This is a genomic window from Acanthopleuribacter pedis (genome assembly GCF_017377855.1).
GTDB classification, from domain to species: Bacteria; Acidobacteriota; Holophagae; order Acanthopleuribacterales; family Acanthopleuribacteraceae; genus Acanthopleuribacter; species Acanthopleuribacter pedis.
Map to the genome: position 1 here is coordinate 99597 of NZ_JAFREP010000001.1, position 16240 is coordinate 115836.

General features: G+C 56.9%; 12 protein-coding genes. 3 read left to right on the forward strand and 9 right to left on the reverse strand.

What is annotated here, in order from left to right; translation table 11 throughout:
- Nucleotides 1–130: 130 nt before the first annotated feature.
- Both J3U88_RS34890 and J3U88_RS00345 read right to left on the reverse strand, forming a co-directional pair.
- Entirely contained in the window at nucleotides 131–1447 is a 1317-nt protein-coding gene (locus tag J3U88_RS34890) for a RagB/SusD family nutrient uptake outer membrane protein (protein WP_207856122.1), read from the reverse strand.
- Between the two features lie 14 nt (nucleotides 1448–1461).
- The gene (locus J3U88_RS00345; RefSeq protein WP_207856123.1) at nucleotides 1462–4422 is read right to left on the reverse strand and encodes a SusC/RagA family TonB-linked outer membrane protein; all 2961 of its coding nucleotides are present in this window, start codon (nucleotides 4420–4422) and stop codon (nucleotides 1462–1464) included.
- Between the two features lie 877 nt (nucleotides 4423–5299).
- On the opposite strand from J3U88_RS00345, the gene J3U88_RS00350 reads away from it, so the two are divergent.
- The 3 genes from J3U88_RS00350 to J3U88_RS00360 all read left to right on the forward strand — a co-directional run bounded on the left by J3U88_RS00350 (nucleotide 5300) and on the right by J3U88_RS00360 (nucleotide 9585).
- Entirely contained in the window at nucleotides 5300–6214 is a 915-nt protein-coding gene (locus J3U88_RS00350) for a UbiA family prenyltransferase (protein WP_207856124.1), read from the forward strand.
- Nucleotides 6215–6232: 18 nt separating this feature from the next.
- Nucleotides 6233–7564: an FAD-binding oxidoreductase gene (locus J3U88_RS00355; RefSeq protein ID WP_207856125.1), complete on the forward strand. Its 1332-nt coding sequence runs from the start codon at nucleotides 6233–6235 to the stop codon at nucleotides 7562–7564.
- A 200-nt stretch (nucleotides 7565–7764) separates the two neighbouring features.
- Nucleotides 7765–9585: a motility associated factor glycosyltransferase family protein gene (locus J3U88_RS00360; protein WP_207856126.1), complete on the forward strand. Its 1821-nt coding sequence runs from the start codon at nucleotides 7765–7767 to the stop codon at nucleotides 9583–9585.
- Between the two features lie 14 nt (nucleotides 9586–9599).
- Here J3U88_RS00360 and J3U88_RS00365 read toward each other — a convergent pair whose 3' ends face one another.
- The 7 genes from J3U88_RS00365 to J3U88_RS00395 all read right to left on the reverse strand — a co-directional run bounded on the left by J3U88_RS00365 (nucleotide 9600) and on the right by J3U88_RS00395 (nucleotide 15842).
- Entirely contained in the window at nucleotides 9600–10283 is a 684-nt protein-coding gene (locus J3U88_RS00365; RefSeq protein WP_207856127.1) for an HNH endonuclease, read from the reverse strand.
- Between the two features lie 258 nt (nucleotides 10284–10541).
- A complete protein-coding gene (locus J3U88_RS00370; RefSeq protein ID WP_207856128.1) occupies nucleotides 10542–11615 on the reverse strand; it encodes a DNA cytosine methyltransferase in 1074 nt (357 codons plus the stop codon).
- Between the two features lie 164 nt (nucleotides 11616–11779).
- Entirely contained in the window at nucleotides 11780–12595 is an 816-nt protein-coding gene (locus J3U88_RS00375) for a class I SAM-dependent methyltransferase (protein ID WP_207856129.1), read from the reverse strand.
- Between the two features lie 71 nt (nucleotides 12596–12666).
- Complete coding sequence (locus J3U88_RS00380) at nucleotides 12667–13461, reverse strand: 1,4-dihydroxy-6-naphtoate synthase (RefSeq protein ID WP_207856130.1); 795 nt, start codon at nucleotides 13459–13461, stop codon at nucleotides 12667–12669.
- Nucleotides 13462–13494: 33 nt separating this feature from the next.
- On the reverse strand, nucleotides 13495–14067 hold the full coding sequence (locus J3U88_RS00385; RefSeq protein WP_207856131.1) for a hypothetical protein: 573 nt from the start codon (nucleotides 14065–14067) through the stop codon (nucleotides 13495–13497).
- Nucleotides 14058–14834 (reverse strand): diaminopimelate epimerase, encoded by a 777-nt coding sequence (locus tag J3U88_RS00390; RefSeq protein ID WP_207856132.1) that lies wholly within the window; start codon nucleotides 14832–14834, stop codon nucleotides 14058–14060. The genes J3U88_RS00385 and J3U88_RS00390 overlap by 10 nt, the downstream gene beginning before the upstream one ends.
- 108 nt (nucleotides 14835–14942) lie before the next feature.
- Nucleotides 14943–15842 carry a hypothetical protein gene (locus J3U88_RS00395; protein WP_207856133.1) on the reverse strand — a complete coding sequence of 300 codons (900 nt, stop codon included), beginning with the start codon at nucleotides 15840–15842 and terminating at the stop codon, nucleotides 14943–14945.
- Nucleotides 15843–16240: the final 398 nt, after the last annotated feature.

Genomic DNA, 16240 nt, shown 5'->3' on the forward strand with positions numbered 1-16240 from the left:
CTCAATCCCCGGACGATGGTCATCCCACAACCCGAGGAATCCCCCTTTTTCCCGCGGCGAGGTACGCCGGCGGCCATAAAAAAACCCCGGTGCAACGCACCGGGGTTCTTGTCAAACGATGGGACGGGTCTTACTGACCGACTTCCGAGGAAGGAATCGGCATTTGGGTGATGACCGTGTCACCGTCGCGGTCCAAGGGCAGGGTGCCCAAGCGGTTGTAGCGACGCAGGTCGACCCAACGGTGACCCTCGGCGTACAAGCTGTAGCGACGCTCGTGCAACATTTGGTCGATTGCGTTGGCGTCGGTCAGGGTGACTTCACCCAAACCGTACAGCGCGCGCAAGCCGTTGACGTCGGCTTGTGCCGTGTCGAGGTTACCCAGGTTGATGTTGGCCTCGGCGCGCAGCAGAACCAGTTCCTCATTGCGAACGATGGGGAACGGGGCCACGTTGCTGGTCGCGGTGGTGATGCCCAGGTCACTGGACAAACCATCCAAGGAAATCACGTTGGCACGTTTGAAGATCTTTTGTTCAAAACGCTGGTCGCCTGCTTCGGCGTCGGCTTCGATGCTGGGGTGACCCAACCAACGAATGGTACCGGCGTTTTGGTTTTCAAAGATCGGGTTCAATTCGTCGCCCGGTGCTTGCGAATACGAGTAGTAAACGCCGGAAGACATGGGCGCGGAAAGATCCACGAAGCTGCCGCCCAAGGCGTCGAGAACACCCTGCCAGTTGCTCCGGTAGGCTTCAACGCGGGCTTTCAAACCGCGGTTAACCTGTGCGAAGGCGGCGGGCGAGTTGTACTCGGCGAAACCACTGGAGACGCGGAAAGGGAAGGTGGCGCCGCCGGCTTGGAGCTGGCCAAAGCCCTGGTCCAAGAGGCCTGCGACAAATTCCAAACCTTGTTCGCGGCTGACCACGGGGCCGGGCGTTTCACCGGCAACGTCGATGATGACGCCGTTGCTGTCGGTGAAGGTGATGTTTTGCAACAGTTGGAACGCGATCATGGTGTTGGTCCAACCCTGCACCGCCGATTGATCGGCCGCGGCCAGGCTAAAGCTTGGCAGCTTTTCGAGCAGGACGTTGGCGTTGCGGATGACGCGGTAGCGCTCGCGCCAAGGACGGGTCACCAAGAAACCACCGTCGTCGATGGGGCCTTGGAGCAGTTCTTGGGTGTAGCGCGGGTCGGCGGTTTCGAAGAAGTAGGCCTCGCGACCGAAGATCGAAACACATTGTAGGTAGATGTCGAATTCGATGCGAATACCGGACTCAATGCCCGTTACCAGCGCTTGCACGCTGGCGGCGTCGCCTTCGATACTGGGGTTGTTGGGATCGGCAAAGTCCTGTTCACCACAGGTGATTAGGAGGAGTGCTGCGAACAGACACAACACAACCCGTCCCAAAGACCATCGCAAGGATGGCTTTTCAGACTGGAATACGTTTTCCACGGGGTCCTCCTCGATTACATACCGGCTGAGATGCTTAAGTAGTAGGATTTTGATGATGGGAACGGGGTCACTTCGATGGAACCGATGGAACGGGTACCGAAGTTGCTGACCTCGGGATCGTAACTGGTGTAGTCGGTGTCGACCCACAGGTTACGGCCGGTCAGTGCAAAGCGCAGGTGGGTGAGGCGACCGTTGAAGGTGTCGCGTACACGGTTACCCGGCATTTCCCACTGCAAGCGCAGTTCGCGCAGTTTCAAATAACCACCGTCTTCAATCAACTGGCTGGTCGTGGTACCGAAGGCCGCGCGACGCGCTTCACCCTCGGGCGTATCGAGGTCAAAAGTGGTGCGGCTCAAGTCGGAGAGCAGGAAGGTCAAGTTGACGACCTCGCCGCCCTCTTTCCAGTCCAGCAACCAGTTCAAGGACCATTCTTTCCAACGCACGTAGTTGTCCCAGGAGAGTTGGAAGTCGGGCGTTTCGTCGCCCAGAACGATGAACTCACCGTTTTCAACACCTTTGATCTGTGTGGCCGAGGCGCCTTCTTCGATGAAGAATTCACCCAGAACCGGGGCAAAACCACCGCCGTCAACCGTGAACGCGGGAACGTCAAGCCGGGTGATGATGGATTCGGTTTTGTAGTAGTTCAAGCGGGCTGTCCACTCCAGGTCTTCTTTGCGAATGGGGTTCAGCGCCAGGCCGAATTCCCAACCGTCGGTTTCCATGGCACCGCCGTTGATGGCTTCTTCTTGGAAACCACTGGAAGGCGACAGCTCGCGCAGCATGATCAGGTCGTCGATGTCTTGGTTGAAGTAGGTCAACTCGAAGGTCGCCCAGTTATCGAACAAGGCACCGTCGATGCCGATCTCCAATTCCGTGGAGGTTTCGGGTTCGATGTTGGGGTTGCCGCGGGTTACGCCGACCAAGAGGCCGCCGTTGGATTCGATGTTGGACGTTGCGAACGAGGAAAACTTCACACCGGGACGGGGCAGGTTACCCGTGCGGCCCCAGGCGAGGCGTACCTTGAATTCGTTGAAGGTGTCTTTCAAGCCCGACCAGAAGTCGTACTCGGAGAGACGAACCGAACCGGCGGCTTTGGGGAAGATGTAGAACTTGCCGTCGTCGCCGTTGTTACTGGAAGAGTCACCGCGGAAACCGGCAACGAAGTAGATGCTGTCGCCGAACGTGATTTCCTCTTGGACGAAGAAGCCGCGGTCGCGCTGCAGTGTTTTTTGCTGTTCGACAAAGCTGATGTTGGCGGCGGTGTCGAAGTTGGTTTGGCCTTGGAACAAACCTTCACCGACCACGTAGCGGCGGTTGGCGTCTTGCTCTTCAAATTGGATACCACCGGCGGTTTTGAAGGAGGTGCCGCTGGAGGAAATGTAGCTGTGGGTCAAGTTGAAGTACAGGTTGGTGTTGTCGGAGTCGGTGGTGCCTTCCAGCGTGGTGCCTGGCAAACCGTTGCTTTTGTCTTCTTCAAACTGAAGGTCGGCGGGGAACAACAGGTTGTTCTCCTGGGAGAAAAAGTCGTAACCGGCCGTGATGTTGAAGTCGAGGGTTTGCGTGGCGGTGGACAGGAGTTCCCAGTCAAACTTAAACGAACCGATGGTGCGTTGGACCGTCTCGCGGTTGGTCATTTTGTCGCGCGTTTCCAAGGGGTTGGAGGCCGCGAACGGGTTGCGTGGGTAGATGCCGTTGACGGGGCGCAGGTCGACGAAGTTGGGCGTCGAAGTCAGCGCAACACCAAAGGTGACACCACCGCGGTTTTCGTTGTTGGTCAGACCGCGGTCGGAGATGGATTTGATGAAGTTCACGTTGGCCGCCACGCGAATGGTCGGCGAGAAGCGGTGGTCCAAGTTCACGCGGAAACCGCTTTTGCGGTAGCCGGTGCGTTCGATGATGCCTTCATCGTCGAGGGACAAACCGGAAATGTAGAACTGGGTGTTGTCGCCGCCGCCGGAAGCACTGAAGTTGTACTCCTGGATGGCACCGACGTTGCCGTACATCTCTTCTTCATAATCAATGAGGTTGTAGGAACCGTCGGCGTTGGCCACGGAATCAAAGAATTGGCCTTGGGCTTCACCCATTTCGTAAGCCGTTTCACGGGTGAATACGCGTTGGCCCAGCTTGTTGACGATTTCGCGACGACCGAACTTGACGTTCAGATTGTAGCGCGTTTCGCCCGCTTGACCGCGTTTGGTGGTGATGATGACAACCCCGTTGGAAGCTTTCGAGCCGTAGATCGCCGCGGCCGACGGGCCTTTCAGGATCTCAATCGATTCGATGTCGTCGGGGTTCAGGTCGGCAATACGGTTGGTCGGGTTGTCCTGGGGGGTGTTGGAACCCGCCGCGCCCGCTTCACTGACGAAGTTACTACCGGACTGAATTTCGGTGTTGCTCACGATGACGCCGTCGATGACGTACAGCGGTTGGCTGGCACCGTTAATGGTGGATACACCGCGCAGTTTGACGGAAATACCGCCGCCGGGCGCACCCGAGTTTTCACGGACCGTGACGCCGGTGAACTTGCCGCTGAGGGCGCCGTCCACGGTTTGAACCGGTACACGGGAAATTTCTTCCTGGGAAATGGTGGAAACCGAGTTGGCCAAGTTGGCGCGTTTGACCGAGGTCGAGAAACCGGTGACGACCATTTCTTCAGACAGGTTGAGGGGGTCGACTTCCAGCTTGACGACGAGGTTGGTGGCGCCGCCGGAAATTTTATCTTCAAACGTCTTATAACCGACGAAGGTTACGCGAATGGTCACTTCGTTTACGTTGGGCACAGTAAGTGTGAATTTACCGCCTTCACCAGAAACCGTACTGATCGTGGTGCCTACCGCGGCAATCGTTGCCCCGGGTAGGCTGCCACCGTCCTTGGCGTCTTCAACGTGACCGCTAACGGTCACGTTTTGCGCCAGGAGGTACGGTGTTGCAAGTAAAAACACAACGGCAGCAAGCTTAAAACTTGGCAGTCGCATTTATGTCTCCTTTAGTTCTTTGCTTATCGGGCGATCCATATGCAATCCATGGGAGTCCGCCCTAAACGCCAAACCCGAACCCTCGCCGACGGCGATCCTGGTTCGTTTTGCAGAACGTGATCGTTTAGGGCGAGATGCATCGGTACGAAACAGCCGTTATCGGGAACTTTGAGTTTTCGTACCACGGGTCGGGTTCGGATTGATCCTTACCTGATCCAATGCGTTGCACGTCATGCGGCGTGCAAAACAAAAGGGCCCGTTTCTCCTAAGTTTGCGGGGGGGTCCCTTCGCGATTGGGGGCGAACCCACCATCACGCGCCGAATTGACCTACCCTGCCAAAGTGCGAACGGGCACTGAGCCTCGCCGTGGGTGTTTGATTTCAACGGGAGTGTCCGCGTCGTCGCCCGTTTAAGTCGCAAGCGCTGACCGAACGAACGCCGAAAACCAAGAACCAGAACCGAGGCCGACCGGCTGCAACACATACCCATCCAACCACATACCTTGGGTGTGCCTTGCCATATGCTGTTTGATTGATAAAGGCCGATAAGACCTTGAATCAAGCTTGATCAGAGCCGGAATATCCGTCCGAGATACGTTACGTTCCGCGGCCCGAGGGCGGCGTTGGAATGTGTAACCATTAGGTGAATATTGGCTTTACCATAGTTGATTTCATACGATTGTCAAGCAAAATGCATAACTTTATAAGGTTTTGCTCCGCGCGCAAGTCACTTGTTTGCTGCTGGTTAACGTGTCTTTTACGCGCTTCCACGCCCCCGCCCGCTTATGCCCGCCGCCGCTTGTTCCGACCCTTAAGAAATACGCGTGTGGGCACCCGTGTTGACCCCTGACAAGGGCGAGAGGAAGGGAACAACGTCGATGCGAACTTTTGCCGATGTCATTTCAGAATCGCACCGACGCCGTTTGGTCGCCGTTTGGATGTTATCGCGGCCCCACCAGTGGAGCAAAAACCTGTTGGTGCTGGTGCCCTTACTCACCGCGCATCGCATTGCCGAACCCGGTTTACTCCCGCGTGGTCTTGCTGCATTTGCCGCCTTTTGCTGTTGTGCTTCCTTGGGTTACGTCGTCAATGATTGGCGCGACATCGCCCATGATCGCCGCCATCCCCGCAAAAAAGACCGGCCCTTCGCCGCCGGTCTCGAACCCATGCCCCTGGTCTTGTGGTTGTTGCCGAGTCTGGCCCTCGGCGCGCTCTTGGTTGCAGCGCCGCTCGGCCTCGCGGTCGGTTCCGCGCTGGCCGTATACACCTTGGTATCGCTTGGCTACAGCCTGGTGTTCAAACGGGTTACCGGCCTGGATATTTTGGTTTTAGCGCTTTTGTATACCTCGCGTTTGTGGGTAGGCGGCTTGGCGACGGCTACCCCGGTTTCGCCCTGGCTGCTGACCTTTGCGCTGGGTTTTTTTGCCTCCTTGGCATCGGCCAAACGGGTGACCGCCTTGACCAAGGCCGCCGCTCGAGGTGAGTCCGGTTTGCCGGGGCGGCCCTACCGCGTCGCCAACCGCCGCTTGTTGATCGCCGCCGGTGTTTTGTCTGGGGTGTTTGCCATGCTGGTACTTGTCTTTTATGTGGAGTCCGCCACCGTGGCCGCGCTCTACACCCGGCCCGCCGCCCTTTGGCCCGTGTTCTGCGTGGTACTCTTGTGGCTGGTGCGCCTGTGGTGGTTGGCCGTACGCGGCCGCCTCGATTGGGATCCCGTCTTGTTTGCACTGCGCGACCCCTTGAGTTACGGCTTGTTGTTGCTCGGTGCCTTGGGCGTCACATGGGCGTTGTGAATGGGGAAAGGTGGCGCGATGACAGACACGCGGCAAGGTGAATGGTCGGGCTGGAGCGGGTTCCCCCGCGTTCCCGGCCCCGCGCGCGTGCTGACCGCCGCCACGGTTGATCAAGCCTTGGCCGACGCGCAAACCAGCGTGCTGCCGCGCGGCCTGGGCCGTTCCTATGGCGATGTCGCCCTCAACAGCCGGGGTTGTCTGCTCCTCACCGAACGTTTAAATCGCGTGCTTGCCTTCGACGTCGCGTCAGGCGTGCTTCGCGCCGAGGCCGGTTTGAGTCTGGCCGAATTAATCGACCATGTGGTGCCGCGAGGTTGGTTCCCCGCCGTGGTGCCGGGAACGCGCTGGGTGAGTTTGGGCGGTGCCGTCGCCAACGATGTCCACGGAAAAAACCATCTGTCGCGCGGTTCCTTCGGGTGCCATGTGCGCCGTCTCGCCCTGCAACGCACCGGGGAAGGCGTGATCCTGTGTTCGCCCGATCAAAACGGCGACCTATTCCAGGCAACCATCGGCGGGCTTGGTCTCACCGGCTTGATCCATTGGGTCGAACTCCAACTTCAGCCCCTCGCCTCGACCGCGATGGTGCAGCAGGTGACGCCGGTCGCCGATTTCGATGCGCTGCTCGCCGAACTGCGCGATCCCGAGCCCGCCTGGCCCTACCGCGTCGCTTGGTTGGACGGCACCGCGCCGGCCAAACATTTGGGGCGCGGCTTGGTGATGCGCGCCGACCACGCCGCCGATGCCGGCCGCCTCTTTCTGCCCAAGGGGTTCACCCGCCCGCCGCGACTGCTGCCGCTTCCGCCTTTTTGGGCGACCGGCGCCGGAACCGGTTGGTTCAACCAGCTCTACCGGCAACGGCATACCCTGTTCGGCCGAAGAAAGCGAACCGAACTCGCCGCCGTTTTTTTTCCTTTGGACGGCGTCTTCGACGTGCGCCGCCTCTACGGCCGCCACTACAGTTTTTTCCAGTTTCAATGTGTGGTCCCTTACGCTCGGGCCGGGGATTTACTTGCCCTGATCGCCCAAGCACGGGAGCAATGCCAAATCCCGCGACTTTGCACCGTCAAGGTGTTCGGTGAAGGTGCCGCGCCCGGTTTGCTTTCCTTCCCCATGCCCGGTGTCAGTTTGGCCATGGATTTTCCCTTCGTTGGAGAAAACACCCCGCGCTGTTACCAGGCGCTTGCAAACAAAGTTTATGCCTGGGGCGGTCGCCTGTACCCCGCCAAAGACGCCCTCGCCGAAACAACCGGTTTCTGGTCAAACCAACCGAACCTCAGCCGTTTCATGCCGTGGCTCGACCCCGGTTTCGCGTCCAGTTTTTGGTTGCGAACCCGTCCCAGTGGTGGCTAGGCGGTGGGACCGCGACCCTTCTTGACACCTATCCCACCACGGCCTATGCTCGACCAGACGCTTTTCACAGAACCATCCGTTTGTTACCCGCGGTGTAGGCCTGTTTGGCATGACCCGCCAAACGGGTCGAGGCCGAACATGGGCGTGCCCTCGGCCATAAGATCATTGATTAAACCAACCAAGAAAGGGCGCACCGCGTGATGAGCGAATCCACAAGCGAACAGAACCGGCGTTTTCTGGCCGAATACGATCCCGACCTATTGGCGGAATTGGGTACCCCGAAGGACACGTCCTGGCAGGTTGTCCCTTGCGCGGGCGGGGACGCGACCCTGCGGGCAGGCAACCGTTATCTCCATCACCCGGGGCAACCCCGCGCCGAGGCCGTGCAAATGGTGCAACACGGGGCCGGCGCACTGCACCTGCACTTCGGCTTGGGTTTGGGTTGGTTTCTCGACGCCGATCAACCCCGCGAGGACGGCGCCCTGCTGGTTTATGAGCCGGACCCCGCGGTGTTTGCCCTTGCTTCAGCCCATCTCGATTTGGCCGCCCTCCTGCCCGCGCGCAATGCCCAAGTGTTTCTCACGGCCGAACGTTATGCCAAGACCCTGGCCCGTTACCTCAAGGCCGGCGTTGAAGCCGCCGTGTTCGTGAGCCCCTACCACCAACAACATTATCCCGCCGCCTTTCAGGATTTTGCCGCCGCCTACAACCGCGCCCACGAGCTGCGCCGCCACGAAAGCGGCTTGGACAAGGAAGCGCTGCCGGGCATTTGGGCTTCGACCGTGCGTTCCCTGCCCGAGAGCACGCGCGCGCCCGGTGCGGAACATTTGGCGGGGGTCCTCAAGGACAAACCGGCCGTGATCCTTTCGGCGGGGCCTTCCTTGGAGCGCAATGTCATTGAGCTCCTGCCTTACCGGGAACGGGTGGTGGTGTTTGCCATCGCGCGTTCCGTGCCGGTGCTGGCCCGTTACGGGATTGCGCCCGACTTTTTGGTCCATGTGGAGGCCCAGGATTTTGTGCATTTGGTGCGTTACGCCGAAAATCTCGGCCAAACCACCTTTCTCCTGGCCGAACAGGCCCAGCGCGCCTTTTTTCAGGTGCCCCACGGCGAAACCTTCGTGTTTCAAAGTCGGTACAACCCGGTGACTTGCTGGCTCAACCAGCGGGTACCGCAATGGCGCAAACAAATTGCCGCCACCTCGGGGTCGGTTTCGGCGACCGCCTTCCACATGGCCGCCATTTGCGGTTGCAGCCCGATCACCCTGCTCGGTCACGACCTGGCCCTAAAAGGGCGCGAGGTCTACGCCGGCGCCGAGGTCAACCGCGCCTTTCGCGCCGCGCCCAAACGTTTGCGGCGGGTACCCGGTTATTTTGGCGGCCAGGTGACCAGCCTCGATCATTTCGTGTTGACCCTTTATTGGTACGACGAGGTGGTGCCGGGTTTGCTGGAACAGTTCCCCCGGCTCGAGCTATTTAACGCCACCGGCGCCGGCGCGGCTGTCCCCCGCTTCGCGCCGCGGGGCCTGGCCGAGATCGCCGCGCGCTATTTCAGCCGGCCGGTGGATGTCGCGGCGGCGGTGGCGCAAGCCTTGACCGCGTTCCAACCGATCCAAGCCGAGGACCAACTGAACCAACACCTCAAGGGCCTAAAAACGCAGCTCGGCGCCCTGACCAAGGAAGCGCGTGCTTTTCTGAGCTTGCAACGGGATTTGGAAAAACGACTGAAGCGCGCCAAATCGGCCAAGGACATCGCTGCATTGCAACGCAAGCTGCCGCAAATCGACCGCCACAACCAACGCTTCCAGGTGTTGCACCAGCAGCATCCCGGCCTGGAATTTTTCTTCAACAAACAATGGCAGATGTTCAAACAAACCATCACCGCGGTGCAGCAGCGCAACAGCGGCCGGAAAATCGCCCCGGCTCAATGGGTTACCCAATTCAGCGAGAACTTGGGCGCGCTCGGCGCTTTTTGGCGCGCGGTACAGGACCGCGTCGGTTACTTGGAAAAAACCTTGTTTTGAGGCGTTTTCTCTAATTAAGGTTTTGAGTCTCTGTGGCGACTATCGTGACAAACATTGCACAATGTTAGAAGATTATTTGCTGTGTTTCTGCCTCCGTCTACGTGATGCTGAATGTGATGGAGCTCCAATATACGAGGGTCAGCTTTGTTCCATTCCTCGATGTGCCAATGGCAATCTTGGCATTCATATTTGTCTCGGCGGAGAACTGCTCTTCTGACAGGATCAGGAATTCTTCTGTCATGAACAGGTGATTGCCTATCCATCTCCAGGAGATAAGTGCCGACTTCTAGTTTGGGGGCCCCCGAATAGCGAGTGACAACGGGCCATCCTTGTTCTGTGCGTAGCTCTCGTGTTCTTCTCGCCCATTCAGTTTTATCACGCGACACGTAACGGAGTTCTTCGCCGCTTACTTTGCGGCCAACGTTCTGTCTTAGGTAGGCGAGTATTTTATTTTGAACACTTTGGTTGGACTGTCGGATTTCCTTTGCTAGGTTGTATCGGTAAGCGGCCTCACGGTCTGGTTCAATTTCCATTAAGACATATTGTTCTGGTTTCATTCCGATGAATGGACTTTGTGGATCTAATTCGCCCTGATCCTCCATTTCTTTAACTGTTACACCACTTAATAACTTGAAACCTAGGTCTTTGCGAATCTCCCTGAGTCGACGTGGCCAATCTTGAATGCCGCTTACCGCCATCAGTTCATCGCCGTCAATGATTTGACATGGGTAACTCTGAAGATATGATAGTAAGCGTTGCCTAGCGCTGCTGTTGTTTAGGGCAATGTCAATAAGGGAGCAGCCCAGGTCACGTAGGATGTGGTAGCTGGGTACGAGGTGTCTTACCTTTTGTCGGAGATCGTCATCTTTTAGGTGTGTTTCGAAGGCTACCAATAAAGCGATTAGTTGTTTTCTATATTCCTCTGGATCTCCCGACTTTGATCTTCTGGCCATTCATTAGACCAGGGCGGTAGCATTTTTCAATGCCGAATTTACGACCTTTGCAATTTCATGTGCGAAAGGAGGAGGGACAGCATTTCCTATTTGTCGAGCAATTTCAATTTTACTACCGCAAAATCTAAAATCGTCAGGGAATCCCATTAAACGAGCAGCTTCTCTGTGTGTGATTGGTCGGTCTTGGGTAGGGTGCAAATATCTGCCTTTCTCAGGCTTGAAGAACTCTGTTCGGATTGTTACAGATGGCCTATCTCGCCAGAGACGGCCGAACAAATCGGTTCCTCCTGATTTTTTTCTAATCCAGCATTGCGGGGTTAGTTCGGGGGCTTTTCGTTGAAGGTCGAATCGATTTCCACCTTCTGGAATGAGTTTGTATCGCATCCTGCTGACGCTAGTTGGGTTGCGGCCGAAGTGTAGGTCGTATGGTGGTTCACAGTTTCGAATCGAAGTGCCCACTGGCGGAGCCAAATCTCCAATTGCATCCTCTACCACGCGCCAAGGAGGCAAGGTCATATTTGGCTGTGGTTTTTGGTGCGTTTTCTCTGGCGGAAATGGTATGAAATCGATGAATTCGGTTTTGTAAGCTACGACGATCACTCGATTCCGAACTTGAGGTGCGCCGTAGTTTGCTGAATTCAATTTTTGTGAGTGGATTGTGAACCCGAGGTCCTTTGCCCTTTTTTGTATATCCAGGAACTCCTGACTTTTTAAGAGATCCGGGACGTTTTCCATCACGAACATTTTTGCATCAGACTGGTCAACAATGTCCATGTAGGGTTCCCATAAAGCCCTACGTGTGTCGGTCATTCGTTTTTTATTTAGGAGGCTAAAGCCTTGGCAGGGTGGGCCTCCAACCACGAGGTCTGCCTTAGGCACATCATTGAAGCGGAGCCATTCTTCGATATCTGTACAAATGCCGCGTTCTCCAAACATACCGTTATAAGTGTTGATAGATGCTTGATCATTGTCGATGGCTAAAACGCTTTCAAATGAGCCTTTTAGCTCATTCATATGAAAGCCTAAGGTCAGGCCGCCTGCACCTGAGAAGAGATCAATCATTTGAAATTTTTGCATGTGGTTTATGGCCTCCTCATGAATTGTAACGGCTCGAAGCTGATCCAAGCAAGATGGGTTTAATATAATGGCTCGCTAAAAATCTGTAGGCTGAGTGGTTGGAAAAAACTTAGGGTGCATTGTGTTTACTCAGAGGGAGGCTGTTTTTCTGGGAACCAAGTCTTCTAAGCCTTGGTGAGGACGTAAGCCGCGGAGGTGGGGCGGAATTTGGCGAAAGAACTTTCGGCGTGGTAGCGCAGGTTCCAGCGGAACAGGTTGCTGCAGAGCAGGTCGAGTGAGGTACCGAGGCGGCTGCTAAACAAGTCGGTGCCGGTTTTTTTCCAGATAATCCGCAGCGGTGCAAAACCAACCAAACGCCGTTGCAGGACGGTGAAGCCGGCCTCGGCCACCATCTCCTGGAACAGGTGTTGGGGGATGCCGCGTTCGCGTTTGGTTAAACCGGGGCGCTCGCGGCGCCAGTCGCCCATCGATACGATGGGTTCCCGGATTAAGGTGTAACCGCCCGGCTCCAGCACCCGCGCCATTTCCTTGAGTACGTAGGAAACGTTGGGGATGTGGTGCAAGACGCCGAAGCAGGTGATCAAATCAAAATGGTTGTCTTCAAATGGCAAGCGACCGCTGACGTTGGGTTTGATGTAACGGGCCGGGATGCCCACCACCTCGGTCGCGGTAAATTCGTCCGAGGGATCGATCACGGTCAAGGTGTCGATGCGTTGGTTGATCGGTTCAAATTCTTTGCCGTAGGCGCTCCCCAAACCCATGGCCCTCTGGAAGCGGCGATCCGCGGGTAAAAAACGGAAGAGGGTTTGGTGGTTGAGGGCATGGTAGTCGTAGCGGTATTGCTTGTCGGTGTTTTTGATCAGACCCGCGTAACCCTCTGACTCATCGCGGTACCATCCCTCGATTTCTTCTAAATCAAAATCGTCGCCATACAGTGCGTTGCCGGAGAAATAGGGCTGCATATCCCGCGTGACTTCCATGGAGATCGCCTCGTGAAACTAAGTTTGGTGAAGTTCCTTTTAACTTAAAACGAATGGCCTGCTTTGACAAGTCAGTCTGCCGCGGGATCCAGCTCGCGCGCGCGGAGAACCAGGTTGGCAACCGCGTCGCGGCCGGTTTGTCCCAAAGCGCGGGTGAAATCGTTCACGTACAGGGCCACGTGTTGTTCCATGACCGAACGTTCCATTTCTTGGGCGTGGCGGCGCATGAAGGGCACCACTTCGTCCTGGTGGCGCCAGGCGTAATCAATGCTTTCTCGCAAAGCGGCGTCGAACCGAGATAGGGTGTCGGCGTCCACCCGTTGGTGCGCGACGATGCCGCCCAGCGGGATGGGGTGACCGGTGACCCGTTCCCACCATTCGCCGAGATCGACGCGTTTGTGTAAGCCGTGGGTTTGGTAGGTGAAGCGGGATTCGTGAATGATCAGCCCCGCGTCGACCTCGCCCGCTTCACAGGCCGGCATGATTTGGTCAAAAACCCGCTCCACCGGTTGGTAATCGCGTTGGGTATAGAGATCCAACAGCAGCTTGGCCGTGGTGTTGGCGCCCGGAACCGCGATGCGGGCACCTGTCGGCTCAAGGTCCGGTTCACGCGCCACAATCAGCGGTCCGCAGCCGAAGCCCAGGGCCGAGCCACCTTCAAGGAGTTGGTAGCGGTCGTAAATGCGCGGGTACAGGCCAAAACTGATTTTGCATATATCGGCTGCATCGTTCAGGCAGATGCCGTTGAGGGCTTCAATGTCGGCGTACTGAACATCGATGGTTTCGGTGAAGCTCGTTTTGCCGTGGAGCAGGCCGTAAAACGCGAACGTATCATTGGGACAAGGTGAAAGTGCGAGGCGAATCAAACCGTGACTCCCTAAAACCTAAATTGAATCATGCTAGCCGCCACCGACGGGACCCGAGGTCGGGTTGCGTGGGTCCAAGCGCCATTGGTGGAATTGGGGATTGGGGTAACGCTCTTTTTTCTCTTCGTCTTCATAGGTTCCGAATTGGAGTTCGGCACCGCAAATCGGGCAAAAGGGGTAAGGCGTGTTTTTTTCGTAATGGCCGGTGAGGCAATGGCGCATTGGGCTGGCTGAAATAAAGTGAATGCGGTCTAGGTTGTAAAGCATGAGGTAAACCGCGCCCGTGCCGCCGATGGTTTTATCCGATTCAAAGGCCACGTTGCGAATTTTACCTTTCAGAATGTCGCCGTTGTCGAGCCAGACCTCAAACCGTCCCGTCTCGTTGCCGATTTTTTTGATGCGCAGGATCGAGGCCAGCGACAAAATCTGGTGGTTTTCCTTGGTTTGGATTTCAAACGAACCCGCGTTAATCCCACGCAGGCGCACGTTAATCATTTCGATGCGTTCACCGCTGCGCAAGAAGATCTGGGCGTTGGTGGTGTCCACCTCGGTGCCGACCTGTACGCTGGGTTGTTGCAACCACACACACAAAAGCATTAGCCACATAACCACGTCCCTTGAAACACGTGTTGGGTATCGCCGGTCAGCCAGAGACCGTCCTTGTACTGTTCTACCCTAACATGGCCGCGTCCCTCAGGAATAAAACGCACATTCGCGGTTTGATAAAGGTCCATGACGACCATGGCGGCGGCGTACATGCCGGAACCACAGGCGCGGGTGAAATTCTCCACCCCGCGTTCGAAGGTGTAAATATGCCAGGTTTGGCGGTCGCCCGGCGGCGCCGGCAGCAAGAGGTTGACGTTGGCGCCGTTGGGAAAAAGCGCGGAGGGCGCGCGCATGCGCGGGGCCAGTTTTCGGAAGGCGCGCAAGTCGAGGTCGCCGAGCAGGACAAATTGCGGGTTGCCGACGTCGACGAAAAAACCTTCGTGGCAATGGGTGTCCTCGACCCAACGGCAGGGCTGGAAGGGGACGGGGTCGAGGCGCAGAAACACGCTTTGGTCAAAGCGGTAGGCCAACCGACTGCCTTCGCTGTAGATGACGCCTTCGGTTGGGCAATCGCCGCGTTTGATCGCCAGGTTCAAGCCGGCACGAATGCCGTTGAGGCAGAAGGTACGACCGCCGTCCGGGTCGTAGTGGTCAAGCCGAAAGCCGTCCTCGTGGGCACCCTGCCACACCATGATCCCGTCCGCGCCGACGCCGTGGTGGCGGTCGCACAATTTGGGAATGAGCGCGGCGCTCGGTTCCTGATACAGCAAGACGAAGTCGTTGCCGCAACCTTCTACTTTGTCGAATGGCAATGGGGTTTGGTGCATGGGATTCCCGATCTTTTCCCGGTTGGGAAAATGGTCCGCCCATTTTGCCACAAAGGATCTTGCCGGGAAGCGGCATTTCGAGGGGGTCGGCCTTTTTTCAGGTTGATCCTATTGCTGGAGTAGTCCGGCAATTTGTTCTTTGTTATCCAAGCTTGGTTGGCCGGCATGGATGACGGTGCCGATTTCCGTGGTGAGCGCCATGGTCATGCGTCGGTCGAGGTCGATGCCTTGAATGACGGTTAGGTATTCTCTGCGAATGCGCAGAATGTCCTGGCGTATGGCTTTGAGTTCGCGGTGTTTGTCTTTGCGGGTCCAGCTTTTGGACGGCTTGCGGTTCTTGGTTTTTTTGCGCAATTCGCTGAGCTTTTGCCAGCGGCGGCCGATGGCCTGCATTTCTTCATACTGTTTGGTGTAGTACGGGGTCGAGCGCTCGAAGTGTTGGACCAAAGAGGCTTCGGCCAGGCGCCACCAAGCCTTGCCGCCTTTTCCGGGTCCGTTCCATACCTTGGTAACTTTTTTGGTTTTCGGGTGATAGCGGTAGATGCCGTCGCGGTGGACCGTATAAACAATGAGGCCGGTTTTGTGGGCAAAAGCAACATCGCCGCCTTCGCCTTGGCCGTTGCTGCCGCTGGGTCGGGCCAGGGTGTTGTTGGGATGGGTGTGGATGTTGGCCCACACGTGGTTGGGCACCCTTCCCTGCCAACTCTCCTGGCGGGTCTTGTGACCGTGGGGCCAGCGATGGAAAAAGAAATGGTCGTTTTCCAAGCCGATCCAGGCACTTAATTCGGTTTGGTGGATGCCCCGTCCGGCCTCGCGCCACAAATAATAAGCCCAGGAAAGAAAACGCGGATCGTTTTCAAAAGTCTCGTGGACCGGTGGGCGTTCCTGATCGCCGGCCGGCTGGGTGAAAGACGGTTGGTGCGGTGGTGTTGGTATGGTTTCCGTGTGATCGATGCCGCTGTCTAAACAATACGCGAGCAAACACATAGTAAGGAAATGGGACGACATAGGCGGACTCCCGGTAGAGCAAACGAGCGCAGACAAGGTCCCGGCATTGCACCCGAATTGCAATGCGGAGGAACGGCGAGTTGGAGCGTACCGGATCGCGAGACAGACCTGTCCCATGCCCGGACGTGATGTTAACAGCCGGTGATAAAGCGAAAAGCTTGGTAGGGTGCCCGCGCCTGTACCCAAGACGGCGCGAGGATCTTCGACCAAGGGTCATGGTTCTTAGTGGCGAAGTTGGGGAAAGGGCAAATGTGACGTGGTGTTAATAAAGGTGTACAGCTTGTGAACGGAAAATGAGGTGTTTTTGTTGCCGGGTTGGGGAAGAAAAATGATGTTTGGGATCACCACATACACTTTTTTAAATGGAACATGGGGAATGTTGTTTAGGTAATCGTACT

Excerpts from the sequence above, each read along its gene's own strand:
- J3U88_RS00345 (WP_207856123.1), bottom strand. The coding sequence starts at position 4,422 with ATGCGACTGCCAAGTTTTAAGCTTGCTGCCGTTGTGTTTTTACTTGCA.
- J3U88_RS00350 (WP_207856124.1), top strand. The coding sequence starts at position 5,300 with ATGCGAACTTTTGCCGATGTCATTTCAGAATCGCACCGACGCCGTTTG.
- J3U88_RS00355 (WP_207856125.1), top strand. The coding sequence starts at position 6,233 with ATGACAGACACGCGGCAAGGTGAATGGTCGGGCTGGAGCGGGTTCCCC.
- J3U88_RS00360 (WP_207856126.1), top strand. The coding sequence starts at position 7,765 with ATGAGCGAATCCACAAGCGAACAGAACCGGCGTTTTCTGGCCGAATAC.
- J3U88_RS00365 (WP_207856127.1), bottom strand. The coding sequence starts at position 10,283 with ATGGCGGTAAGCGGCATTCAAGATTGGCCACGTCGACTCAGGGAGATT.
- J3U88_RS00370 (WP_207856128.1), bottom strand. The coding sequence starts at position 11,615 with ATGCAAAAATTTCAAATGATTGATCTCTTCTCAGGTGCAGGCGGCCTG.
- J3U88_RS00375 (WP_207856129.1), bottom strand. The coding sequence starts at position 12,595 with ATGGAAGTCACGCGGGATATGCAGCCCTATTTCTCCGGCAACGCACTG.
- J3U88_RS00385 (WP_207856131.1), bottom strand. The coding sequence starts at position 14,067 with ATGTGGCTAATGCTTTTGTGTGTGTGGTTGCAACAACCCAGCGTACAG.
- J3U88_RS00390 (WP_207856132.1), bottom strand. The coding sequence starts at position 14,834 with ATGCACCAAACCCCATTGCCATTCGACAAAGTAGAAGGTTGCGGCAAC.
- J3U88_RS00395 (WP_207856133.1), bottom strand. The coding sequence starts at position 15,842 with ATGTCGTCCCATTTCCTTACTATGTGTTTGCTCGCGTATTGTTTAGAC.